Genomic DNA, 21,467 nt, shown 5'->3' with positions numbered 1-21,467 from the left:
CACCTCCTAATCCTCATCTTGATCTTTCTTAGTTTTTGCAATGCGACGGGAGATGAGGAACTGTATGCTCGCTCCGAAGAAAATAGAACCTAGAATGCTTGATACACCATTTCTTATAGTGAGAAGAGAATGAAAATAGTCCTGACCTTCACCTATGAGTATACCGAGAAGAGGAGTTATAAAAAACATCCATAGACCAAAGAACAAACCTGCTTTCAGACCTGGGTAGTGTAGTTGCTTACTTTCTTTCTCACTCAGCATATCTGGTTCAATAGTTGTAATCCCTGTTTTTTGCATTTGGTAGGTGACATAGCCAGCAGCGATGAGGGCAATCACTAAAATCAGAGGAGGATAGATTAGAGCCACTTCTTGAGGGTATTTATAGGCCAGAAGGAGTGGAATAAGATTTCCGAAAATCATCAGATAAAAGAGGATGATAAAGACTTGATTGCCGATACGATCAGCCTCGCGTCGTTTGTATTCGTCAAGTGGATCAGAAATACCGTATGTGCGCTTGATCAGTTTTTCAGTGAAGGTTTCTTTTTTCATGAGTTGGCTCCTTTTTTAAAAATTATCCTCCCAAAAGAGACTGTTGAGGTCAGTTTGGAGGCTGCGGGCGAGATTGAGACAGAGTTCCAGGGTTGGATTGTACTTGTCGTTCTCAATCATATTGATGGTCTGTCTCGAGACACCGATATCCTTGGCGAGTTCGAGCTGGGAAATGCCCAGTTCCTTGCGAAATTCTTTCACACGATTCATCTGGTCTCCTTTCTGATTTGTGTCGCATATATTTGACTACATTATATTCTTCTATAGAGTGAATGTCAAGCATATTTGACATATTTCTTAAAGAAATCTTACTTGTTTTTGGCCTATTTGTCTGACTAGTGCAAGCTAGTCAGATTTGTGGTAAAATAGATAAGATATGACAAAAGAATTTCATCATGTAACGGTCTTACTCCACGAAACGATTGATATGCTCGACGTAAAGCCTGACGGTATCTACGTTGATGCGACTTTGGGTGGAGCAGGCCATAGCGAGTATTTATTAAGTAAATTAAGTGAAAAAGGCCATCTCTATGCCTTTGACCAGGACCAGAATGCCATTGACAATGCGCAAAAACGTTTGGCACCCTATATCGAAAAAGGGATGGTAACCTTTATCAAGGATAATTTCCGTCATTTACAGGCACGTTTGCGCGAAGCTGGTGTTCAGGAAATTGATGGAATTTGTTATGACTTGGGAGTGTCTAGTCCTCAGCTGGACCAGCGTGAGCGTGGTTTTTCTTATAAAAAGGATGCGCCACTGGACATGCGCATGAATCAGGATGCTAGTCTGACAGCTTATGAAGTAGTGAACCACTATGACTATCATGACTTGGTTCGTATTTTCTTCAAGTATGGTGAGGATAAATTCTCTAAACAGATTGCGCGTAAGATTGAACAAGCTCGGGAAGTCAAGCCAATCGAGACTACGACTGAATTGGCAGAAATTATTAAGTCGGCCAAACCGGCCAAGGAACTCAAGAAGAAGGGGCATCCTGCCAAGCAGATTTTCCAGGCTATTCGAATTGAAGTCAATGATGAACTGGGAGCGGCAGATGAGTCCATCCAGCAGGCTATGGATATATTGGCTCTGGATGGTAGAATTTCAGTGATTACCTTTCATTCACTAGAAGACCGCTTGACCAAGCAATTGTTCAAGGAGGCTTCAACTGTGGAAGTTCCAAAAGGTTTGCCTTTCATCCCAGATGACCTCAAGCCCAAGATGGAATTGGTATCCCGTAAGCCAATCTTGCCAAGTGCAGAAGAACTAGAAGCCAATAACCGCTCGCACTCAGCCAAGTTGCGCGTGGCCAGAAAAATTCACAAGTAAGAGGAAAAAATGGTAGATAAAAAAGAAACAACCAGTCAATTCTTGCAGAATCGTATAAAAAAATTCTCCCGTGTGGAGAAGGCTTTTTATCTTTCCATTGCGTTTACAGCTCTCGTTTTGGCGCTTAGTATTATCTTTATGCAGACCCGACTCCTACAAGTACAAAATGATTTGACAAAAATCAATGCGCAGATAGAGGAGAAGAAGACAGAGTTGGATGATGCCAAACAAGAGGTAAATGAATTGTTGAGGGCAGAACGCTTGAAAGAAATCGCAAATTCTAAGGACTTAAAATTGAATAATGAGAATATTCGATCAGCGGAGTAAGATATGAAGTGGACAAAAAGAATAATCCGATTTGCGATTAGAAACCGTAAATCTCCAGCAGAAAACCGTAAAATAGTGGGGAAGTACATCAGCTTGTTAGCTGTCGTACTTTTCGCTGTCTTTTTGGTCAATTTTGCTGTTATTATCGGGAGTGGTAGTAAATTTGGAACGGATCTAGTCAAAGAGGCTAAGAAAGTTCACCAAATAACTCGTACAGTCCCTGCCAAACGTGGGACTATTTATGACCGAAATGGAGTCCCGATTGCTGAGGATGCAACCTCCTATAATGTCTATGCTGTTATTGATAAAAAATACAAATCAGCAACGGGTAAAATTCTTTATGTAGAAGATGCCCAGTTTAATAAGGTAGCTGAAGTCTTCCATAAATATTTGGATATGGATGAAGCTTATGTGAAAGAGCAATTAGCTCAACCAAATCTAACCCAAGTTTCCTTCGGTGCCAAAGGAAATGGAATTACCTATGCCAATATGATGGCTATTAAAAAGGATTTGAAAGACGCTAGTGTTGAAGGAATTGACTTCACAACTAGCCCTAATAGAAGCTATCCAAATGGACAATTCGCTTCTAGTTTTATTGGTTTAGCTCAACTCCATGAAAATGAAGATGGAAGCAAGAGTTTGCTGGGAACTTCTGGGATGGAGAGTTCCTTGAATAGTATTCTTGCAGGGAAAGACGGTATTATTACCTATGAAAAAGATCGTCTGGGTAATATTGTCCCTGGAACAGAACTGGTATCGCAACAAACTGTGGATGGCAAGGATGTTTATACAACATTGTCTAGTCCGCTACAATCTTTCATGGAAACTCAGATGGATGCCTTTCTAGAAAAAGTAAAAGGTAAGTATATGACCGCGACCTTGGTCAGTGCAAAGACCGGTGAAATCCTCGCTACCACCCAACGACCTACCTTTAATGCAGATACTAAAGAAGGAATCACTGAGGACTTTGTTTGGCGTGATATTCTTTATCAAAGTAACTATGAACCAGGATCAGCCTTTAAGGTCATGACGTTAGCTTCTTCTATTGATAATAATACCTTCCCAAGTGGAGAATACTTCAATAGCAGTGAATTCAAAATAGCGGATGCGACGACTCGAGATTGGGATGTTAATGCTGGTTTGACTACTGGTGGGATGATGACTTTCTCACAAGGTTTCGCTCACTCCAGTAATGTTGGAACGAGTCTACTTGAACAAAAAATGGGAGATGCTACTTGGTTGGATTATCTAAAACGCTTTAAATTTGGGGTTCCAACTCGCTTTGGCTTGACAGATGAATACGCTGGTCAACTTCCAGCTGATAATATTGTTAGTATTGCTCAAAGCTCATTTGGGCAAGGAATTTCAGTGACACAAACACAAATGCTTCGTGCCTTTACAGCTATTGCTAATGATGGAGTTATGCTGGAGCCAAAATTTATAAGTGCTATTTATGATACTAACAATCAGTCTGTACGTAAGTCACAAAAAGAAATAGTAGGAAATCCTGTTTCCAAAGAGGCAGCAAGCACAACTCGAAATCACATGATCTTAGTTGGGACGGACCCTCTATATGGAACTATGTATAATCACTACACAGGAAAGCCAATTATAACAGTTCCTGGACAAAATGTAGCAGTTAAATCCGGTACGGCTCAAATCGCTGATGAGAAAAATGGAGGATACTTGGTTGGTTCTACCAATTATATTTTCTCAGTTGTGACTATGAATCCTGCTGAAAATCCTGATTTTATCTTGTATGTAACGGTTCAACAGCCTGAGCATTTTTCAGGTATCCAGTTGGGAGAATTTGCCACCCCAATCTTGGAGCGGGCTTCAGCTATGAAAGAATCTCTCAATCTTCAATCTCCAGCCAAAAATTTAGATAAAGTTACGACAGAATCTTCTTATGCAATGCCTAGCATCAAGGATATTTCACCTGGTGAGTTGGCGGAAGCCTTACGCCGAAATATTGTGCAACCAATCGTTGTAGGTACTGGAACAAAGATTAAAGAGACTTCTGTAGAAGAAGGGACCAATCTTGCACCAAACCAACAAGTTCTCCTTTTATCGGATAAGGTAGAAGAAATTCCAGACATGTATGGCTGGAAAAAAGAGACTGCCGAGACCTTTGCTAAATGGTTGGATATTGAACTGGAATTTGAAGGTTCAGGTTCCGTTGTTCAGAAGCAAGATGTTCGGACTAATACAGCTATCAAAAACATTAAAAAAATTAAATTAACTTTAGGAGACTAATATGTTTATTTCCATCAGTGCTGGAATTGTGACATTTTTACTAACTTTAGTAGGAATTCCGGCCTTTATCCAATTTTATAGAAAGGCGCAAATTACAGGCCAGCAGATGCATGAGGATGTTAAACAGCATCAGGCAAAAGCTGGGACTCCTACAATGGGGGGGCTTGTTTTCCTCATTGCTGCAGTTGTGGTGAGTTTCCTCGTCGCTCTTTTTTCAAAACAATTGACCAATAATGTTGGTATGATTTTGTTTATTTTGGTCTTGTATGGTTTGGTTGGTTTTTTAGATGACTTTCTCAAGGTCTTCCGAAAGATCAATGAGGGGCTAAACCCCAAACAGAAATTGGCTCTTCAGCTGCTAGGTGGCGTCATTTTCTACCTTTTTTATGAGCGTGGGGGCGATATGCTCTCTGTCTTTGGCTACCAAGTGCATTTAGGGATTTTCTATATTATCTTCGCTCTTTTCTGGCTAGTCGGTTTTTCAAACGCAGTCAACTTGACAGATGGTATTGACGGTCTAGCTAGTATTTCCGTTGTGATTAGCTTGTCTACCTATGGAGTTATTGCCTATGTGCAAGGTCAGATGGATATCCTTCTAGTGATTCTTGTCATGATTGGTGGTTTGCTTGGTTTCTTCGTCTTTAACCATAAGCCTGCTAAAGTCTTTATGGGGGATGTGGGAAGTTTGGCCTTAGGTGGAATGCTGGCAGCTATCTCTATGGCCCTCCATCAAGAATGGACTCTCTTGATTATCGGAATTGTTTATGTCTTTGAAACAACTTCGGTTATGATGCAAGTCAGTTATTTCAAACTGACTGGTGGCAAACGTATTTTTCGTATGACGCCTGTGCATCATCATTTTGAGCTTGGAGGATTGTCTGGTAAGGGAAGTCCTTGGAGCGAGTGGAAGGTCGACTTCTTCTTTTGGGGAGTGGGACTCCTAGCAAGTCTCTTGACCCTAGCAATTTTGTATTTGATGTAAGAATGGCACCCTGACGTTTCAGGGTGTTTTTGCATTCTAAAAAATATTGGTCAATCAAAGTCAAATTTCTTGACCTTTTTTGACTAATGTAGTATATTATGAACGTAAGGTAAATAAAAGCCTTACGTGAACACTTATGCTCAATGAAAATCAAGAGCAAACTAAGAAGTGCTCAAAACACTGTTTTGAGCTTACAGATAGAACTGACGTGGTTTGAAGAGATTTTCGAAGAGTATAAAAAATATTGGTCAGTCAAAGTCAAATATCTTGACCTTTTCTGACTAATGTAGTATATTATGAACGTAAGGTAAATGAAAGCCTTACTAGAACACTTATTTAAAGTAAAGTAGAAAGAGGTGTGTCTATGTTTCATCTAGAAATCTTTAGAAGTAAAGATAGTCTACTCCTGCTTGAAAAAGAAAAGCCAGAAATAGTACCTAGAGTAGCGATTTAGCTAGTCTAAATTTTTTAAAACAAAGGTCAAAGATAGTCAATATCAGTAATCATAACTAAGTAAACAAAAGAGGTAAAGAATATGAATAACAACTTTAATAATTTTAATAACATGGATGATTTATTTAACCAATTGATGGGTGGTATGCGAGGATACAGTTCTGAAAATCGTCGCTACTTGATTAATGGACGTGAAGTCACACCTGAGGAATTTGCTCACTATCGTGCAACCGGTCAATTGCAAGGGAATGTAGAAGCTGATGGACAAATGCAACAACAGGCTTCAGGTATAAAACAAGATGGTGTCCTTGCTAAACTGGGTCGAAACTTGACTGCAGAAGCGCGTGAGGGCAAGTTGGATCCTGTTATCGGACGAAACAAGGAAATTCAAGAAGCATCTGAAATCCTTTCACGCCGTATTAAGAACAATCCTGTTTTAGTCGGAGACGCAGGTGTTGGTAAGACAGCAGTTGTCGAAGGCTTAGCGCAAGCCATTGTGAACGGCGATGTCCCAGCTGCTATCAAGAATAAGGAAATTATTTCCATTGATATTTCAGGTCTTGAGGCTGGGACTCAATACCGTGGTAGTTTTGAAGAAAACGTTCAAAATTTAGTCAATGAAGTGAAAGAAGCAGGGAATATTATTCTCTTCTTTGATGAAATTCACCAAATCCTCGGTGCAGGTAGCACTGGTGGAGACAGTGGTTCTAAAGGGCTTGCAGACATTCTTAAGCCAGCTCTCTCTCGTGGAGAATTGACAGTGATTGGGGCAACGACTCAAGATGAATACCGTAACACCATCTTGAAGAATGCAGCTCTTGCTCGTCGGTTCAACGAAGTCAAGGTCAATGCTCCTTCAGCAGAGGATACATATAAAATTCTTCAAGGAATTCGTGACCTCTATCAGCAACACCACAATGTCATCTTGCCAGACGAAGTTTTGAAAGCAGCGGTGGATTATTCTGTTCAGTATATTCCTCAACGTAGCTTGCCAGATAAGGCTATCGACCTTGTAGATGTAACTGCAGCTCACTTGGCAGCTCAGCATCCAGTAACAGATGTTCATGCTGTTGAACGTGAAATTGAGGTAGAAAAAGACAAGCAAGAAAAAGCTGTTGAGGCAGAAGATTTTGAAGCAGCTCTAAACTATAAAACACGCATCGCAGAATTGGAAAAGAAAATCGAAAACCACACAGAAGATATGAAAGTAACTGCAAGTGTCAACGATGTGGCTGAATCTGTAGAACGAATGACGGGTATTCCAGTTTCACAAATGGGAGCGTCAGACATCGAACGTTTGAAAGATATGGCACATCGCTTGCAAGATAAGGTAATCGGCCAAGACAAGGCGGTAGAAGCAGTAGCTCGTGCTATCCGTCGTAACCGTGCTGGTTTCGATGAAGGCAATCGCCCAATCGGTAGTTTCCTCTTTGTAGGACCAACTGGGGTCGGTAAGACAGAGCTTGCTAAGCAATTGGCGCTGGATATGTTTGGGACCAAGGATGCGATTATTCGTTTGGATATGTCTGAATACAGTGACCGCACAGCCGTTTCTAAGCTAATTGGTACAACAGCAGGTTATGTGGGTTATGATGATAATAGCAATACCTTGACAGAACGTGTTCGTCGCAATCCTTACTCTATCATTCTCTTGGATGAAATTGAAAAGGCTGATCCTCAAGTCATTACCCTTCTCCTCCAAGTTCTAGATGATGGTCGTTTGACAGATGGTCAAGGAAATACAGTAAACTTCAAGAACACTGTCATTATCGCAACATCAAATACTGGATTTGGTTATGAAGCCAACTTGACAGAAGATGCGGACAAACCAGAATTGATGGACCGTTTGAAACCATTCTTCCGTCCAGAATTCCTTAACCGTTTCAATGCTGTCATCGAATTCTCACACTTGAGCAAAGAAGATCTTTCTAAGATTGTAGACCTTATGTTGGTTGAAGTCAACCAAACCTTGGCTAAGAAAGATATTGATTTGTCAGTCAGTCAAGCGGCTAAAGACTATATCACTGAAGAAGGCTATGACGAAGTCATGGGGGTTCGTCCTCTCCGTCGCGTGGTTGAACAAGAAATTCGTGATAAGGTGACAGACTTCCACTTGGATCATTTAGATGCCAAACATCTGGAAGCAGATATGGAAGATGGTGTTTTGGTCATTCGTGAAAAAGCCTAAGACAGAATTTTGAGGATAAAAAAGAAGGAGCCAGCTGAAAAAACTGGTTCCTTTTTTACGTTTAAATCACATGACGTTCAAAGGCATCATCTGAAATCCCTTGTTCAAGGATGAGTTTAGCCCATTCTTTAGCAGAGAAGAGGCTGTGGTCCTTATAGTTTCCGCAAGATTCGATGGTTGTTCCAGGGACATCTTCCCAAGTAGTGGTTTCAGCGATTTCCTTGAGCGAATCCTTGATAACAGCCGCAATTTCAGCACTGGTATGACGTCCCCACATAATCATGTGGAAGCCTGTACGGCAACCAAATGGTGAACAGTCAATCATACCGTCAATGCGGGTACGGATAAGTTTTGCCAAGAGGTGCTCGATAGTGTGAAGTCCAGCAGTAGGGATTGAGTCTTCGTTTGGTTGCACCAAGCGAATATCAAAGTTGGAGATAACGTCTCCCTTTGGCCCGGTTTCTTCCCCAATCAAGCGAACATAGGGTGCTTTAACAATAGTGTGGTCAAGTTCAAAACTTTCAACAATAACTTCTTTTGACATGGTATATCCTTTCAGTTTTCTTTTTTTATTATATCATAAAGCTGGCTCCTGAGACAGAGAGAAAACCTCTCCGAGGCTGGAGAGGTTGAAATCGTTACTTACGATACAAGCGGTCGTATTGGTAGTATGGGTCAAAGGTTACGTTGATACCTAGTTTACGAAGGACATTCTTGTCTTCATCGGTCAAGATGATGGTTGAGTGGGCTTCGCTTCCTTTGAGATTGCCAAGTTCTTTCATAGCGCGGGCAGCATCAGGATTTTCCGTAGCTGTGATAGCCAGTGCAATCAAAATTTCATTTGAATGTAGGCGTGGATTGCGGCTACCTAGATGATCGATTTTAAGACCTTGGATTGGCTTGACAACTTCTGGTTCGATTAGTTTCACTTCTTTAGCAATATCAGCTGATTTCTTGATAGCGTTGATAAGAGCAGCGGCTGTAGGGCCAAAGAGTTCTGAGTTTTTACCAGTCACGATTTCGCCAGTTGGCAATTCAAGGGCTAGGGCTGGTCCGCCAGTTTCTTCAGCTTTTTGACGGGCAACGACAGCAACCTTACGGTCTGCAGGTGTGATGCCGAGGTCATTCATAAGCAACTCGATTTTCTTGACAGCAGCTTCGCCAACTTTTTCGGCTTTGAAATCAAGAACAGTTTGATAGTAGCGACGGATGATTTCTTGTTTAGAGGCTTCGATAGCAGCCTCATTATCTGTAATAGCGAAACCAACCATGTTGACTCCCATATCTGTTGGAGAAGCGTATGGAGACTCTCCTAGGATACGTTCCAACATGCGCTTGAGCACTGGGAAGATTTCGATATCACGGTTGTAGTTGACAGTGGTTTCTCCATAGGTTTGAAGATGGAAAGGATCAATCATGTTGACATCATCAAGGTCAGCTGTGGCAGCTTCATAAGCCAAGTTAACTGGATGATGAAGGGGAAGATTCCAAACTGGGAAGGTTTCAAATTTAGCGTAACCAGACTTGATACCATTGATTTGGTCGTGGTACATATTGGACATACAGGTTGCCAATTTTCCAGAACCAGGTCCAGGAGCGGTTACGACAATCAGGTTGCGACTGGTTTTGATGTAGTCATTTTTTCCCATGCCTTCTGGAGAAATGATGTGATCCATATCCGTCGGATATCCTTTTATTGGATAATGAAGATAGGAATCAATTCCGTTTTTCTCAAGTTGGTTGCGGAAAGCATCTGCAGCGGGTTGGCCAGCGTATTGTGTAATGACCACTGAGCCGACAAAAATCCCTAATTCATTGAATTTATCAATCAAACGAAGAACTTCTTGGTCATAAGAAATGCCCAAGTCACCACGTGCTTTAGAATGCTCGATGTTGCTAGCGTTAATGGCAATCACAACCTCAACCTGCTCTTTCAACTCTTGCAAGAGCTTGATTTTGTTGTCAGGCTCATAGCCAGGAAGCACACGAGCAGCGTGGAAATCTTCTAGCATTTTGCCACCAAACTCCAAGTAGAGCTTGCCGTCAAATTGGTTAATGCGCTCCAAAATGTGGTCGCGCTGTAGATTCAAATATTGTTCAGAACTAAAAGCTTGTTTTTTCATTTTTTTACCTCTGACCTCTATTATAATAAAAAATTGGCAGTTAGGAAACTATGGAGTTAAAAAAGGAAGTAAAAAGATTAGGCAAACGCTTGCACAAAACTCAGAAAAGCGCTATCATAGACTGTAGATTATTAAAATAATGAGGTAAGAAAATGCAAGAAAAATGGTGGCACAATGCCGTAGTCTATCAAGTCTATCCAAAGAGTTTTATGGATAGCAACGGAGATGGAATTGGCGATTTGCCAGGAATTACCAGTAAGTTAGACTATCTAGCCAAGTTAGGAATCACAGCGATTTGGCTTTCTCCAGTTTATGACAGTCCTATGGATGATAATGGCTATGATATTGCTGATTATCAAGCGATTGCAGCTATTTTCGGAACCATGGAGGATATGGATGAGCTGATCGCGGAAGCTAAAAAACGTGATATTCGTATCATCATGGACTTAGTGGTCAATCATACCTCAGATGAACATGCTTGGTTTGTCGAGGCCTGTGAAAATCCCGACAGCCCTGAGCGAGACTACTATATCTGGCGCGATGAGCCCAACGACCTAGATTCTATCTTTAGCGGATCAGCTTGGGAATACGATGAAAAGTCAGGTCAATACTATCTCCACTTTTTCAGCAAGAAACAACCTGATCTCAACTGGGAAAATGAAAAACTTCGCCAGAAAATTTATGAGATGATGAATTTCTGGATTGATAAAGGGATTGGCGGTTTCCGTATGGATGTTATTGATATGATTGGGAAAATTCCTGACGAGAAAGTAGTCAATAACGGTCCTATGCTCCATCCTTATCTCAAGGAGATGAATCAGGCTACCTTTGGAGATAAGGATCTCTTGACAGTAGGGGAGACTTGGGGAGCAACGCCAGATATTGCCAAGTTTTACTCTGATCCAAAGGGGCAAGAGTTGTCTATGGTCTTCCAGTTTGAACATATCGGTCTTCAGTATCAGGAAGGGCAACCTAAATGGCACTATCAAAAAGAGCTGAATATCGCTAAGTTGAAAGAAATTTTCAATAAATGGCAGACAGAGTTAGGAGTTGAGGATGGCTGGAATTCGCTCTTCTGGAACAATCATGACCTCCCTCGTATCGTCTCAATCTGGGGAAATGACCAAGAATACCGCGAAAAATCTGCCAAAGCCTTTGCCATCTTACTTCATCTCATGAGAGGAACTCCTTATATCTACCAAGGTGAGGAAATTGGCATGACCAACTATCCCTTTGAAACGCTAGATCAAGTAGAAGATATTGAATCCCTCAATTATGCGCGTGAAGCTCTTGAAAAAGGCGTTCCGATGGAAGAAATTATGGATAGTATCCGTGTTATCGGACGTGATAATGCCCGTACTCCTATGCAATGGGATGAGAGCAAAAACGCCGGTTTTTCGACAGGTCGACCTTGGTTGGCAGTAAATCCAAACTATCAAGCAATTAATGTTCAAGAAGCGCTGGCAAATCCAGATTCTATTTTCTATACTTATCAGAAACTGGTTCAAATCCGTAAGGAGAATAGTTGGCTGATTCGAGCTGACTTTGAACTATTGGAAACAGCTGACAAGGTCTTTGCTTATATCCGTAAAGATGGTGATCGTCGTTTCCTAGTTGTGGCCAACTTGTCCAATGAAGAGCAAGACTTAACAGTAGAAGGAAAAGTTAAATCAGTCTTGATTGAAAATACTGTGGCTCAAGAAGTCTTTGAAAAACAAATCTTAGCTCCATGGGATGCTTTCTGTGTGGAGTTGGGCTAAATATTTCTGAACAGAAAAATCTAAAATCGAAATCGTATAAAAACAAGGGAGGACTGTATGAAAGACAGAAATTCTTTGTTTTTTTATGCCTACATTTATAAACTTTCATTCTAAAAATTCAATTAACTTTACAAATCCGGGCTATTTTGGTAAAATAAGTTTATGTTATAAAAACTAACATAAAGGAGAAAGACGATGAATACAAAAAAGCGTGTTCTTAGTGCAGGCCTAACTTTTGCGGCTGCCTTGCTTTTGGCTGCCTGTGGACAATCAGGTTCAGATACAAAAACTTACTCATCAACCTTTAGTGGAAATCCAACTACATTTAATTACTTATTAGACTACTACGCTGACAATACATCGATTATCACCAACCTAGTGGATGGTTTGCTTGAAAATGACAATCATGGGAACCTAGTTCCGTCTTTGGCAGAAGACTGGTCTGTTTCGAACGACGGCCTGACTTATACCTATAAATTGAGAAAAGATGCCAAATGGTTCACGGCTGACGGTGAAGAATACGCCCCAGTTAAGGCACAAGATTTTGTGACAGGGATCAAGTACGCAGTGGATAATAAATCTCAGGCCATTGACTTGATTCAAAACTCGATCAAGGGCTTGAATGATTATATTACAGGAGCGGATTCTGACTTTTCTAAGGTTGGGGTGAAGGCCATCGACGACCAGACTATTGAGTATACTTTGGCACGCCCAGAACCTTACTGGAACTCAAAAACAACCAATAGTATTCTTTTCCCAGTAAACGAAGAGTTTTTAAACTCAAAAGGGAAAGATTTTGGTACCCTGTCTCCAAATAGTATTCTCTATAGCGGACCTTATTTGTTAAAAGATTTCACATCAAAATCATCGATCGAGTATGTGAAAAATCCGCATTACTATGATCATGACAAAGTATCGATTGAGCGCGTGAAATTGGCTTATTTTGACGGCTCAGACCAAGAATTGACTATCCGTAACTTTGAAAGCGGAGCTTATTCAATCGCAGGTGTTTATCCAAATAGTTCAAACTTTGCTAAGACAAAGGAAAAATATAAGAATAATATCATTTACAGTTTGCAGGACAAGACTTCTTGGTATTTTAATTTTAACGTCAACCGTAAGGCTTACAATCACACTGCTAAAACGACAGATGAGCAGAAGAAGTCAACTGAGACAGCTGTCTTGAACAAAAACTTCCGTCAAGCAGTGAACTTCGCCTTGGACCGCACAGCCTATTCTGCCCAGTCAAATGGGGAAGAAGCTGCTAGCAAGACTCTTCGTAACACCTTGGTGCCTCCAACATTTGTCCAAGTTGGAGATAAGACCTTTGGAGAAGTAGTCGCTTCTAAATTGGTCAACTATGGCACAGAATGGTCAGATATTAACTTGGCAGATGCCCAGGATGCCTATTTCAACAAAGAAAAAGCCCAAGCAAAATTTGCGGAAGCTAAAAAAGAATTGGCAAGTCAGGGTGTGACTTTCCCTATTCACTTGGATGTGGCAGTTGATCAGACGAATAAAAATGCTGTGACAGGTATGAACTCAGTTAAGCAGACCCTTGAATCAGTTTTGGGTGCTGATAATATTGTCATTGATGTTCAGCAACTGTCAACAGATGATTTTAATAATGTAGCCTTCTTGGCACCAACACCAGCTGATCGAGACTACGATTTGAACTTTGATGGCTGGGTAGGTGACTATCAGGATCCATCAACTTATCTCAATCCTTTCAATGCAGAGGATGGATTCTACCTCAAGATTTTTGGTCTAGATGCCAAGGAAGATAAAGCAAAAATTGCTAGCCTAGGTCTTGACACCTACACTAAGATGCTTAAAGATGCAGATAGTGAAAATAAAGATGTAGCTAAGCGTTATGAAAAGTATGCTGAAGCTCAAGCTTGGATGATCGATAACTCTCTCCTTATGTCAGCTATGTCAAATGGTGGTACAGCTTCTGTAACTAAAGTGACACCATTTACAAGAGGTTATTCATTGGTTGGTATCAAGGGTGATGGAAATAACTACAAGTACATGAAACTGCAAAAAGATACTGTTACAACTAAACAGTATGAAGAAGCCAAAACTAAATGGGAGCAAGAAAGCAAAAAAGCAATCGAAAAAGCTCAAAAAGAAGCAGAAAAGCATGTTAAATAATGATGAGTGGTTCTATTGGATGGTTTTTATAAAGCCATCTTAATAGAGCTGTTTTTTGCTGTACGGGCTAGTAGTTGTCTAGTTGTGTTGAATTGTAAATGAAATGCTGTATTGATTTTGATGGTCTAATGCTCAATGAAAATCAAAGAGCAACTAGGAAGATATACACAGAATCTCAAAGACTTGTTTTGAGATTGTCCCCAGCAACATATAACTATGATACGGTGGTACTGATATGCTTTGAAGAGATTTTAGAATAGTATCAGTGCTTATGATGTCCAAATAATCTATATCGAAGGATGTCTATAAACTCGTAAATGTAGAGTTTATCGTAAAAAAGTGATATAATAGTAGCATTAAATGTATAGGTGTTAATCATGAGTAGACGTTTTAAAAAATCACGTTCACAGAAAGTGAAGCGAAGTGTTAATATAGTCTTGTTGACTATTTATTTATTGTTAGTTGGTTTTTTATTGTTCTTAATCTTTAAGTACAATATACTTGCTTTCAGGCACGTTAATATAGTGGTCGCAGTTTTTGCTTTGGTGGTTGCTGTCAGTGCTACACTACTAATAATCTATAAAAAAGCAGAAAAGTTCACGATTTTCTTTTTAACACTTGCTGTGTTAGTGAGTTCAGTTTCTGTATTTGCTCTGCAACAATTTGTAGGATTTACAAGCCATATTAATGCAACTTCAAATTATTCAGAGTATTCTCTCAGTGTTGTAGTTTTAAAGGATAGTGATATCAATAATGTTGCTCAATTATCTAGTGTTATAGGGCCAACTGGGACGGATAATGAGAATATTCAAAAGTTAATCGCTGATATTAAGACGAGTCAAAATAAGGATTTGACGGTTGATAAAAGTACTTCTTACTTGTCAACTTATAAAAGTTTGATTTCTGGAGAAGCTAAAGCTATTGTCTTAAATAGCGTGTTTGAGAATATTATTGAGGCAGAGTATCCGGATTATGCTTCTAAAATCAAGAAAATTTACACTAAAAAGATGACTAAAGAGGTTGAGACTCCTAAGGTATCTAAAGATCGCTTTTTCAATATCTATGTTAGTGGTATTGATACTTACGGTGCCATTAGCTCAGTTTCTCGCTCAGATGTTAATATCTTGATGACGGTCAATAGGGATACGAAGAGAATCCTTCTGACAACAACTCCTCGAGATTCATATGTTCCTATTGCTGATGGTGGTAACAATCAAAAGGATAAATTGACTCATGCTGGTATATACGGGGTTGACTCATCCATTCACACCCTCGAGAATCTTTATGGTGTAGATATTAATTATTATGTTCGTTTGAACTTTACATCATTTTTGAAATTAATTGACTTGTTGGGTGGAGTAGATGTTGATAATGAACAAGAGTTTTCATTGCAAAATGGGAAGTTCCATTTTCCAGTCGGGAATGTTCACCTTAATTCCGAGCAAGCTCTTGGCTTTGTTCGTGAACGGTATTCATTAGCGGATGGAGATCGTGACCGTGGTCGAAACCAACAAAAGGTTATTGTAGCAATTATTCAGAAGCTGACTTCAACCGAGGCCTTAAAAAACTACAGCAATATCCTTCAAGGCTTGCAGGATTCCCTTCAGACAAATATGCCGATTGAGACGATGATGGATCTAGTGAATACTCAATTGGAAAGTGGAGGGAACTATAAAGTAAATTCTCAAGATTTAAAAGGGACAGGTCGGATGGATCTTCCTTCTTATGCAATGCCAGACAGTAACCTCTATATGATGGAAATAGATGATAGTAGTTTAGCTGCAGTTAAAGCAGCTATACAGGATGTGATGGAGGGTAGGTAAAATGATAGACATCCATTCGCATATCGTTTTTGATGTAGATGATGGACCAAAGTCAATAGAAGAAAGTAAAGCACTGTTAAAGGAAGCTTATAATCAAGGAGTTCGAATGATTGTGTCTACTTCGCATCGTCGAAAAGGAATGTTTGAGACTCCCGAAGAAAAGATTGCAACAAATTTTATGAAGGTTCGTGAAATTGCAAAAGAAGTAGCAGATGATTTAGTCATTGCTTATGGCGCAGAGATATACTATACTCTGGATATTCTAGAAAAGCTAGAAAAAAAAGAAATTCCTACCCTTAATGATAGCCGCTATGCTTTGATTGAGTTTAGCATGCATACTCCCTATCGTGAGATTCATACGGGATTGAGCAATATTTTGATGTTGGGAATCACGCCAGTAATTGCTCATATTGAACGTTACGATGCATTAGAGGATAATGAAAAACGTGTTCGTGAACTGATTGATATGGGGTGCTATACTCAGATAAATAGCTATCATGTTCTAAAACCTAAGTTCTTTGGAGAAAGATATAAATTTATGAAAAAACGAGCGAGGTATTTTTTGGAACGTGATTTAGTTCATGTAATCGCAAGTGACATGCACAATTTAGATGTTAGACCTCCATATATGGAACAGGCATACGATATCATTGCTAAGAAATATGGAGCGAAAAAGGCGAAAGAACTTTTTGTGGAAAATCCCAGAAAAATTATAATGGATCAATTAATTTAGGAGAAAATATGAAGGATAAAAACACTTTGGAAATCGATGTATTGCAACTATTCAGAGCTTTATGGAAAAGAAAGTTAGTCATTTTATTGGTGGCAATTATAACTTCTTCAGTTGCTTTTGCTTATAGTACTTTTGTTATCAAACCTGAATTTACTAGTACGACTCGGATTTATGTAGTTAGCCGGAATCAGGAAGAGAAATCTGGTTTGACCAATCAAGACCTACAGGCAGGATCATACTTGGTTAAAGACTATCGTGAAATTATCCTATCGCAGGATGTTTTGGAGAAAGTTGTGTCTGATTTGAAACTAGATTTGACGCCAAAAGGCTTGGCTAATAAAATTAAAGTGACAGTACCAGTTGATACCCGTATTGTGTCTATTTCAGTTAATGATCGAGTTCCTGAAGAGGCAAGCCGTATTGCTAACTCTTTGAGAGAAGTAGCTGCTCAAAAAATTATCAGTATTACTCGTGTTTCAGATGTAACAACCCTTGAGGAAGCACGTCCAGCAATTGGTCCATCATCACCAAATATTCGTCGTAATACTGTGATTGGAGCAGGTCTTGGAGCAAGCCTAGTGATTGTAGTAGTGCTATTGATTGAACTATTTGATGATCGTGTAAAACGTCCAGAAGATATAGAAGATGTTATGGAGATTTCACTCCTTGGAGTCATTCCAAATCTGGATAAAGTAAAGTAAGGGAGAAGAGATGGCAAAGTTAGAATTATCACAACAGAAACTTAACACTGTAAAAAAAGCAGAAGAGTATTATAATGCTTTACGAACAAATGTACAATTGAGCGGCAATAACTTGAAAGTTATTGCAGTCACCTCAGTTGATCCTAGTGAAGGGAAATCTACAACTTCTACTAATATTGCTTGGGCTTTTGCGCGTGCAGGCTATAAGACTCTTTTGATTGATGCAGATATCCGGAATTCAGTTATGTCTGGAGTATTTAAGTCAAGAGAAAGAATTACAGGTTTGACAGACTATTTAGCTGGAACTCAGGATTTGTCAAATGGGCTTTGTGAGACAAATGTTGACAATTTGTTTGTCATCGAGTCAGGAGTGGCTTCTCCTAATCCAACAGCTCTTCTTCAAAGTGATAACTTTGAAATTATGATTGAAACCTTACGTAAATATTTTGACTATATTATTGTTGATACGGCACCAATTGGAGTTGTAATCGATGCAGCTATTGTTGTACAAAAATGCGATGCATCTATTTTAGTTGTAGAGGCAGGAGTTGCAAAACGAAGAGAAGTACAAAAAGCGAAAAGCCAGTTAGAACAAACAGGAAAACCATTTTTAGGTGTCGTTCTCAATAAATTTGATATTCAACGTGAAAAATATGGCTCTTACGGTGGTTATGGTAATTATGGTAAAAGATAAAATGAGGTTAGGGAGTCCATATAGAAGGACGGGGGTTCTACAATATAACTATGGTAATCTTATAGAATGTACCTGTTAGTTTACTAGCTTATATACTGATTGCAATTTCAGAGACCGATATTTCTTCAAATTAAATATTAGATCTGTTTGGAAGAACAATTGAATTGAACCTTCTAATACATTATTGATAATTCATATATTACTGAAACAAATAAATTTTCTTTAGATGGAGAAAAGTTTTATTTGACATAGAGGATAAAAGAATTATATTTTTGAAAATTATTGAGTGTTCAAATATATATTGAGTTTTTGTGCTTTCATAGGCTGAAAAATTTAATTTGATAAATGGAAATAAGATGAACTTTGTATTTATAGTGAGAGATAATTTATGTACAGTATATTAAAACGATTAGGAGATATATCTATATCTTTAATAGCGATAACGTTATTTTGTCCAGTTTTTATCCTAATTGCAATTGCGATTAAGTTGGATTCAGAAGGACCGGTAATATTTAAACAAAAACGTTTTGGAATTCACAAGAAAACTTTTTATGTTTTTAAATTTCGGACTATGAAAGTGGAATCACCAAAATATGTGGCAACTCGAGATTTACAAAATCCAGAGCAGTGGATCACTAGAGTGGGAGCTTTCTTAAGGAAAACATCTCTAGATGAATTACCTCAATTATGTAATATTCTTGTTGGTGATATGAGCATTGTGGGTCCTCGACCAGTAGTGGTAAGTGAACGTGATGTAATAGAGGCAAGAGAAAAATACGGTGCAAATGATGTTTTACCAGGATTAACTGGATGGGCGCAAATCAATGGTAGAGACAATCTGTCTACAGATATGAAAGCAAAATTGGATGGTTACTATGTGAAGAATAGGTCATTAATAATGGACATAAAATGCATAGTAAGAACAATACCTTATGTATTGAAACGAAAAGGAATTGTAGAGGGGAGTAAACGAGAGAGTTAAGATAGTGAAATGAAAATTTTATTTGTGAGTCAACATTATAGACCCGAACCTTTTAGATTATCAGATATTTGTGAGGATCTTGTTGAGAGAGGTCATGAAGTTACTGTTTTAACAGGAGTTCCTAATTATCCTGAAGGTAAAATATATGCAGATTATAGGAATAGGCAAAATAGACGAGAGACTATAGAAGGAGTTACTGTTTTTCGTTCCTATACAATTCCAAGAGGAAAAAATACTTTACATAGGATATTAAATTATTTTAGTTTTGCTATTAGTTCATCGATAGGAGTTCTACTCGGACAGTATAAAGCAAAAGATGGATCAGAATTTGATTGTGTTTTTGTAAATCAAACATCTCCAGTTATGATGGCATGGGCTGGTATGGCTTATAAAAATAAGTATAAGAAGCCTTTGTTTCTATATTGTATGGATGTTTGGCCAGATAGTTTAACTGTAGGAGGAGTAAAACAAGATAGCTTGATTTTCAAACTGTTTAAATTTATCTCAAAAAAAGTTTACCGAGCTAGTGATTATATATTTGTCACTAGTCCATCATTTAAGAATCATTTTGTGAACCAATTTGACATAACAGAACAAAAGATTACTTATTTGCCACAATATGCAGAAGATCTTTTTATCCCTGATGAATCGAGAGTTAATAAAGAAAGTGTTGACCTAACTTTTGCTGGTAATATTGGTAAAGCACAAAATTTGGAAACTATTTTGAAAGCTGCCAGTTTGATAGAAAAGAATACCGATTTACCCAAGAAAATTCATTTTCATTTTGTTGGAGATGGTACGGAATTGCTAAGTATGAAAGCATTAGCACATGAATTGGAGTTAAAGAATGTTTCCTTCTATGGAAGACGTTCTTTGGAAGAAATGCCAACCTTCTATAAAAAATCAGATGCTATGTTAGTTTCTTTAATAGGAGACTCGATAGTTTCTCGTACTATACCTGGAAAGGTACAATCTTATATGGCAGCAGGAAAACCAATTATAGGTGCAATTTCAGGAGATACTAAAACCATCGTAGAGGAAGCAAATTGTGGTTATGTTAGTTCTGAACAAGATGTGGAACAATTAGCACAAAATATTTGTGAGTTCAGTATGTTATCTATAGAGGAACAAAAGGAGTTAGGAAAGCAAGCTCGTTCTTACTATGAAAAGCACTTTTCTAAAGAGCAGTTTATGACACAGTTGGAAAAGTATTTGAGAGAGGAATTTTCCTCATGAAAATTTTGATGATTAATACTGTTTGTGGTATTAGGAGTACAGGAAGAATTTGTACGGATATCGCAACCGCTTTAACAAAGCAGGGGCATGAAGTTAAGATTGGATATGGACGTGAGCATGTGCCGACACAGTATCGAGATTACGCGGTTAAAATAGGCTCTAGAGTGGATGTCAATAGGCATGTCTTACAAGCTAGAATTTTTGATAATGCTGGTTTTGGAAGTAGAGCAGCAACTAGAAAATTTATCACTTGGGTGAAAGAATATGATCCGGATATTATTCATCTGCATAATTTACATGGATACTATATTCATGTAGGAGAATTATTTTCCTATTTGAAAACTTGCGGAAAGAAAATTTTATGGACTTTGCATGATTGTTGGGCTTTTACTGGACATGGTGCTTACTTTGATACTTTAGAATGTGAAGAAATTGGACAGTGCTATCATTCGAGTCAAAAAAATGATTATCCAAAGTCATTAATTGATTTTTCATCTAGAAATTTTGAACGTAAAAAAAATTTGTTTACAGGTGTTCCAAACTTGACACTTATTACACCATCAGAGTGGTTGGCAAATTTGGTAAGCAATTCATTTTTGAAAGAATATCCCGTAACAGTTATTCATAACGGTATTGATACTACTATATTTAAACCAAGGCTATTTGAGGCTCAGGAATTGAGAAAAAAATTTAGCTTAGAAGGCAAACAGGTACTGCTTGGTGTGGCTTCTATCTGGGATCAGCGTAAAGGCTTGGATGATCTATTAGAATTATCTACACAGCTAAAATCTTATCAACAATTAGTTTTGATAGGATTATCAAAAGAACAATTGGATAAACTTCCTAAAGAGATTATTGGTCTGACCACAACAGATAGTGTGGAAGAACTTTCTGCTTGGTACACGTTGGCAGATGTATTTATCAACCCGACAACACAGGATAATTATCCGACAACTAATTTAGAAGCTATTGCCTGTGGGACACCAGTTGTGAGCTACCCAACTGGGGGGAGTATAGAAAGTACACATATGTACGGTATAGTGTGTAGTGATAGAACTGTTACTTCTATACTAGGATCCCTAAAAGAAGTGAGTCAATGTAAAAGGAATCCTAATTTTAATTTGTCAAAAGAGTATTTTGTAGAAAATATACTCAATTTATACTAGTGGAACTGGAGTT

At 38.7% G+C, this 21,467-nt stretch carries 18 protein-coding genes; 14 read left to right on the top strand and 4 right to left on the bottom strand.

Annotated features, from left to right (window positions below; all coding sequences use genetic code 11):
• Positions 1 to 6 precede the first annotated feature (6 nt).
• Both FJR73_RS07915 and FJR73_RS07910 read right to left on the bottom strand, forming a co-directional pair.
• On the bottom strand, positions 7 to 549 hold the full coding sequence (locus FJR73_RS07915; protein ID WP_101776550.1) for a DUF3278 domain-containing protein: 543 nt from the start codon (positions 547 to 549) through the stop codon (positions 7 to 9).
• A 15-nt stretch (positions 550 to 564) separates the two neighbouring features.
• Positions 565 to 759, bottom strand: coding sequence for a helix-turn-helix transcriptional regulator (locus tag FJR73_RS07910; protein WP_001082471.1), 195 nt, complete (start codon positions 757 to 759; stop codon positions 565 to 567).
• Between the two features lie 166 nt (positions 760 to 925).
• Between FJR73_RS07910 and rsmH the strand changes: the two genes are divergently transcribed.
• From rsmH to FJR73_RS07885, 5 genes are all read left to right on the top strand, one after another.
• Complete coding sequence (rsmH, locus tag FJR73_RS07905; protein WP_050279758.1) at positions 926 to 1,876, top strand: 16S rRNA (cytosine(1402)-N(4))-methyltransferase RsmH; 951 nt, start codon at positions 926 to 928, stop codon at positions 1,874 to 1,876.
• A 9-nt stretch (positions 1,877 to 1,885) separates the two neighbouring features.
• Positions 1,886 to 2,203, top strand: a complete 318-nt coding sequence (gene ftsL / locus FJR73_RS07900; protein ID WP_000227822.1) for a cell division protein FtsL — start codon at positions 1,886 to 1,888, stop codon at positions 2,201 to 2,203.
• A gap of 3 nt (positions 2,204 to 2,206) precedes the next feature.
• Positions 2,207 to 4,459: a penicillin-binding protein PBP2X gene (gene pbp2X / locus FJR73_RS07895; protein ID WP_140834318.1), complete on the top strand. Its 2,253-nt coding sequence runs from the start codon at positions 2,207 to 2,209 to the stop codon at positions 4,457 to 4,459.
• 1 nt (position 4,460) lies between these two features.
• Entirely contained in the window at positions 4,461 to 5,441 is a 981-nt protein-coding gene (mraY, locus tag FJR73_RS07890; protein ID WP_140834316.1) for a phospho-N-acetylmuramoyl-pentapeptide-transferase, read from the top strand.
• 535 nt (positions 5,442 to 5,976) lie between these two features.
• On the top strand, positions 5,977 to 8,082 hold the full coding sequence (locus tag FJR73_RS07885) for an ATP-dependent Clp protease ATP-binding subunit (protein WP_140834314.1): 2,106 nt from the start codon (positions 5,977 to 5,979) through the stop codon (positions 8,080 to 8,082).
• A 61-nt stretch (positions 8,083 to 8,143) separates the two neighbouring features.
• Here FJR73_RS07885 and FJR73_RS07880 read toward each other — a convergent pair whose 3' ends face one another.
• Together FJR73_RS07880 and FJR73_RS07875 are read right to left on the bottom strand one after the other, a co-directional pair.
• On the bottom strand, positions 8,144 to 8,626 hold the full coding sequence (locus FJR73_RS07880; protein WP_000032557.1) for an S-ribosylhomocysteine lyase: 483 nt from the start codon (positions 8,624 to 8,626) through the stop codon (positions 8,144 to 8,146).
• Positions 8,627 to 8,720: 94 nt separating this feature from the next.
• Complete coding sequence (locus tag FJR73_RS07875; RefSeq protein WP_140834312.1) at positions 8,721 to 10,205, bottom strand: DUF1846 domain-containing protein; 1,485 nt, start codon at positions 10,203 to 10,205, stop codon at positions 8,721 to 8,723.
• A gap of 152 nt (positions 10,206 to 10,357) precedes the next feature.
• Between FJR73_RS07875 and FJR73_RS07870 the strand changes: the two genes are divergently transcribed.
• The 9 genes from FJR73_RS07870 (at position 10,358) to FJR73_RS07830 (ending at position 21,454) form a co-directional block, all read left to right on the top strand.
• Positions 10,358 to 11,965 (top strand): alpha-glucosidase, encoded by a 1,608-nt coding sequence (locus FJR73_RS07870; protein ID WP_140834310.1) that lies wholly within the window; start codon positions 10,358 to 10,360, stop codon positions 11,963 to 11,965.
• Positions 11,966 to 12,160: 195 nt separating this feature from the next.
• Positions 12,161 to 14,119, top strand: a complete 1,959-nt coding sequence (locus FJR73_RS07865; RefSeq protein ID WP_140834308.1) for a peptide ABC transporter substrate-binding protein — start codon at positions 12,161 to 12,163, stop codon at positions 14,117 to 14,119.
• 377 nt (positions 14,120 to 14,496) lie between these two features.
• Positions 14,497 to 15,942, top strand: coding sequence for an LCP family protein (locus FJR73_RS07860; RefSeq protein WP_140834306.1), 1,446 nt, complete (start codon positions 14,497 to 14,499; stop codon positions 15,940 to 15,942).
• 1 nt (position 15,943) lies between these two features.
• Entirely contained in the window at positions 15,944 to 16,675 is a 732-nt protein-coding gene (gene cps4B / locus FJR73_RS07855) for a capsular polysaccharide biosynthesis protein Cps4B (protein WP_140834304.1), read from the top strand.
• Between the two features lie 8 nt (positions 16,676 to 16,683).
• Complete coding sequence (locus tag FJR73_RS07850; RefSeq protein ID WP_000653383.1) at positions 16,684 to 17,376, top strand: capsular polysaccharide biosynthesis protein; 693 nt, start codon at positions 16,684 to 16,686, stop codon at positions 17,374 to 17,376.
• A 10-nt stretch (positions 17,377 to 17,386) separates the two neighbouring features.
• The gene (locus FJR73_RS07845; protein WP_061758839.1) at positions 17,387 to 18,070 is read left to right on the top strand and encodes a tyrosine-protein kinase; all 684 of its coding nucleotides are present in this window, start codon (positions 17,387 to 17,389) and stop codon (positions 18,068 to 18,070) included.
• A gap of 388 nt (positions 18,071 to 18,458) precedes the next feature.
• On the top strand, positions 18,459 to 19,052 hold the full coding sequence (locus FJR73_RS07840) for a sugar transferase (RefSeq protein WP_140834302.1): 594 nt from the start codon (positions 18,459 to 18,461) through the stop codon (positions 19,050 to 19,052).
• 9 nt (positions 19,053 to 19,061) lie between these two features.
• Positions 19,062 to 20,288, top strand: a complete 1,227-nt coding sequence (locus FJR73_RS07835; RefSeq protein WP_140834299.1) for a glycosyltransferase family 4 protein — start codon at positions 19,062 to 19,064, stop codon at positions 20,286 to 20,288.
• On the top strand, positions 20,285 to 21,454 hold the full coding sequence (locus FJR73_RS07830) for a glycosyltransferase (RefSeq protein WP_140834297.1): 1,170 nt from the start codon (positions 20,285 to 20,287) through the stop codon (positions 21,452 to 21,454). Before FJR73_RS07835 ends, FJR73_RS07830 begins: the two co-directional genes overlap by 4 nt.
• Positions 21,455 to 21,467 lie beyond the last annotated feature (13 nt).

Source organism: Streptococcus sp. D2, from assembly GCF_006385825.1.
Lineage (GTDB): Bacteria > Bacillota > Bacilli > Lactobacillales > Streptococcaceae > Streptococcus > Streptococcus shenyangsis.
This window is presented reverse-complemented; position numbering and strand designations above follow the sequence as displayed.

Bases quoted from the DNA above. Each gene is read 5' to 3' on its own strand.
- FJR73_RS07915 (WP_101776550.1), bottom strand. From the start codon at position 549: ATGAAAAAAGAAACCTTCACTGAAAAACTGATCAAGCGCACATACGGT.
- FJR73_RS07910 (WP_001082471.1), bottom strand. From the start codon at position 759: ATGAATCGTGTGAAAGAATTTCGCAAGGAACTGGGCATTTCCCAGCTC.
- rsmH (WP_050279758.1), top strand. From the start codon at position 926: ATGACAAAAGAATTTCATCATGTAACGGTCTTACTCCACGAAACGATT.
- ftsL (WP_000227822.1), top strand. From the start codon at position 1,886: ATGGTAGATAAAAAAGAAACAACCAGTCAATTCTTGCAGAATCGTATA.
- pbp2X (WP_140834318.1), top strand. From the start codon at position 2,207: ATGAAGTGGACAAAAAGAATAATCCGATTTGCGATTAGAAACCGTAAA.
- mraY (WP_140834316.1), top strand. From the start codon at position 4,461: ATGTTTATTTCCATCAGTGCTGGAATTGTGACATTTTTACTAACTTTA.
- FJR73_RS07885 (WP_140834314.1), top strand. From the start codon at position 5,977: ATGAATAACAACTTTAATAATTTTAATAACATGGATGATTTATTTAAC.
- FJR73_RS07880 (WP_000032557.1), bottom strand. From the start codon at position 8,626: ATGTCAAAAGAAGTTATTGTTGAAAGTTTTGAACTTGACCACACTATT.
- FJR73_RS07875 (WP_140834312.1), bottom strand. From the start codon at position 10,205: ATGAAAAAACAAGCTTTTAGTTCTGAACAATATTTGAATCTACAGCGC.
- FJR73_RS07870 (WP_140834310.1), top strand. From the start codon at position 10,358: ATGCAAGAAAAATGGTGGCACAATGCCGTAGTCTATCAAGTCTATCCA.
- FJR73_RS07865 (WP_140834308.1), top strand. From the start codon at position 12,161: ATGAATACAAAAAAGCGTGTTCTTAGTGCAGGCCTAACTTTTGCGGCT.
- FJR73_RS07860 (WP_140834306.1), top strand. From the start codon at position 14,497: ATGAGTAGACGTTTTAAAAAATCACGTTCACAGAAAGTGAAGCGAAGT.
- cps4B (WP_140834304.1), top strand. From the start codon at position 15,944: ATGATAGACATCCATTCGCATATCGTTTTTGATGTAGATGATGGACCA.
- FJR73_RS07850 (WP_000653383.1), top strand. From the start codon at position 16,684: ATGAAGGATAAAAACACTTTGGAAATCGATGTATTGCAACTATTCAGA.
- FJR73_RS07845 (WP_061758839.1), top strand. From the start codon at position 17,387: ATGGCAAAGTTAGAATTATCACAACAGAAACTTAACACTGTAAAAAAA.
- FJR73_RS07840 (WP_140834302.1), top strand. From the start codon at position 18,459: ATGTACAGTATATTAAAACGATTAGGAGATATATCTATATCTTTAATA.
- FJR73_RS07835 (WP_140834299.1), top strand. From the start codon at position 19,062: ATGAAAATTTTATTTGTGAGTCAACATTATAGACCCGAACCTTTTAGA.
- FJR73_RS07830 (WP_140834297.1), top strand. From the start codon at position 20,285: ATGAAAATTTTGATGATTAATACTGTTTGTGGTATTAGGAGTACAGGA.